This is a genomic window from Shewanella sp. A22, from assembly GCF_053850585.1.
In genome coordinates, this window is the sequence record NZ_JBSQBN010000223.1 from 1 (window position 1) to 2,276 (window position 2,276).

Annotated in this window: 3 protein-coding genes; all 3 read left to right on the top strand. The window is 36.9% G+C overall.

What is annotated here, in order from left to right:
* Positions 1 to 535: ISAs1 family transposase (locus tag ACWXWT_RS20335; protein ID WP_456043384.1), on the top strand; the 535-nt coding region annotated here is incomplete at its 5' end.
* A gap of 226 nt (positions 536 to 761) precedes the next feature.
* On the top strand, positions 762 to 1,115 hold the full coding sequence (locus ACWXWT_RS20340) for a MerR family transcriptional regulator (protein ID WP_456043385.1): 354 nt from the start codon (positions 762 to 764) through the stop codon (positions 1,113 to 1,115).
* Positions 1,116 to 1,175: 60 nt separating this feature from the next.
* Entirely contained in the window at positions 1,176 to 1,982 is an 807-nt protein-coding gene (locus ACWXWT_RS20345; protein WP_456043386.1) for an SDR family NAD(P)-dependent oxidoreductase, read from the top strand.
* Positions 1,983 to 2,276 lie beyond the last annotated feature (294 nt).

Consider the following 2,276-nt stretch of genomic DNA (forward strand, 5'->3'; position numbering starts at 1 on the left):
ATTACGCGAAGCGATAGTAAAAGCCTTCTCTTTCCAGCGCTCCAGCAATACGGACAAATCCACAATTGAACAGGGTCATGGGCGTACAGAGTGTCGCCAGTGCTATGTTATTGACAGTACAAACTTAGTCGGTGACTTTTCAAGGTGGAAAGGGTTAAAAAATATCGTTATGGTTGAAAATTGTCGCCTTGAGAAAGGAAAACCAATCGAGCTTGAGTACCGTTATTACATCAGCTCTAAGGAGCTAAGTGCCGAACAAGCAGCGATAGCCGTTCGAGAGCATTGGGGGATCGAATCAATGCATTGGGTGCTTGATGTCAGTATGAGTGAGGATGCATGTCAGATATACAATGCTCACGGAGCGGAAAATATGTCATGTCTGCGTCATATGAGTTTGAATATGTTACGAGCAGAGTCGACCAAGATAAGCATTGTTGGAAAACAAAAGCGATGCATGATGAATCCATCGATGCTTGAAGCAGTATTAAAGGCTGGATTGAGTAGTTCGGTTAAAAATCAAACACTCATGCGGTAGCCCTGTGATATTGGGAGTGTTGTTAGTTAGATATCGAGAGAGTGGATGGCATCGTTAGTTTTATAATATCATTAGGTCAAAAGATAAAAACGACTTAATCAAAAACCAAATATAAGGGTCAAAAGAACAAACTTACTATAAGTTATTGATAATGTTTGATGATTATGTTCTATGTTATTCTTAGGGCGTTAGGTGATCATTTATTCTATCACTCATGAGGGTTACTATGTTAATAGGTCGTGTTTCTGAACTGACGGGAGCAACTCGTAAAGCTATTCGGCACTATGAGTCAATTGGTTTAATAATGCCTCCAGACAGAAAAGGTAGCTATCGTATTTATAATGACCATGATGTAATGGTAATAAGTATGATTTGTCGCGCTAAAACTCTTGGGTTTAACCTCTTTGAAATCAAAGATATAGTTTCTAAAAAAACGAAGGAAAAGAAACTTCCTATTGATTTGGTTCATGGACTAATAGATAAGAAAATATCAGACTTTAAACAAGAAGCTGAAGCGCTTTTGCTCAAAGCTGAAAACTTGAAGACATTTAAAGTTGATTTAGTTAAAGAGTTCACTTGACCTTACCCTTAAGGGTAAGGGTTACAGTTAGTTTGTAATTAGCTGACTGGATTATTTGTAATGAAAAAACTGAATTTTGAAGACACAACCATATTAATAACAGGCGCCTCATCAGGTATTGGGAAAGAGTTTGCGAAACAACTTGCTAGGAAAGGGGCTAATTTAATTTTAACCGCTAGAACGCATAGCGACCTAATAACCTTAGCGGAAGAGTTAATGTCTGAACATACGGATATTTGGATTAAAACGGTTCCTGTCGACCTAAGTGAAATCAATGGTGCCAAACAATTATTCGGAAAAATAAATGATTTAGGGCTGTCGGTTGATTATTTGATTAATAATGCTGGTTTTGGAAAGTTTTGTGAGTTTTCTGATGAGAGCTTTGAAACTTATCATAAAATGTTGATGTTAAATATTAATGCATTAGTAGAGCTTAGTCATTTATGTTTACCTGCAATGATAAATAAAAATAGTGGCGGAGTTATTAACGTGGCTTCTATTGGTTCTTTTCAACCTTTACCATATCAAACTGTTTATGGTGCATCTAAAGCTTTTGTATTAAGCTTTTCAGAGGCTCTTACAGGAGAGTTATTAAATACAAATATTCGCGTCATGGCGTTGTGTCCTGGAACGACAGAATCTCGCTTTATGGAAAATGCTAATGCTGATACATCCAATATGAACTTAGCTCCTGCAAGTGAGGTAGTCAGTTCAGCACTCACGGCTTACACAAAAAATAGAATCTATACAGTATCGGGAACAATTAATTACTTAGTCGCTTTAATACCCCGATTCGTTTCACGTAAAAGGGCTGTTAAAATAGTTGCAAACATGTTCAAAGATAATGTATTAGGAAAATCAGCTTAGTCGATTAATAATCGGCTAACATATATATTCCACCTGCCAGTCAATAGGCGAGCCGACTTTATTTGACTGCTTTTGCAGTCAAATTTAGATAAATTAAAAATGCATCTATGTCGGATATTGGTTAGCTGTCAAATTGTCGGAGGGTGTAACAGATTCTGTGTAACTGTAATTTAGTTAATATACTTCACAATTCTGTCCTCGAATTCAATAATAAATCGATTCATCGCAGTACGCCAGTTTCGAATGGGCATGGTCCATTTTTTACTGGCTTCTTTTATGGCAAGGTAAACCATT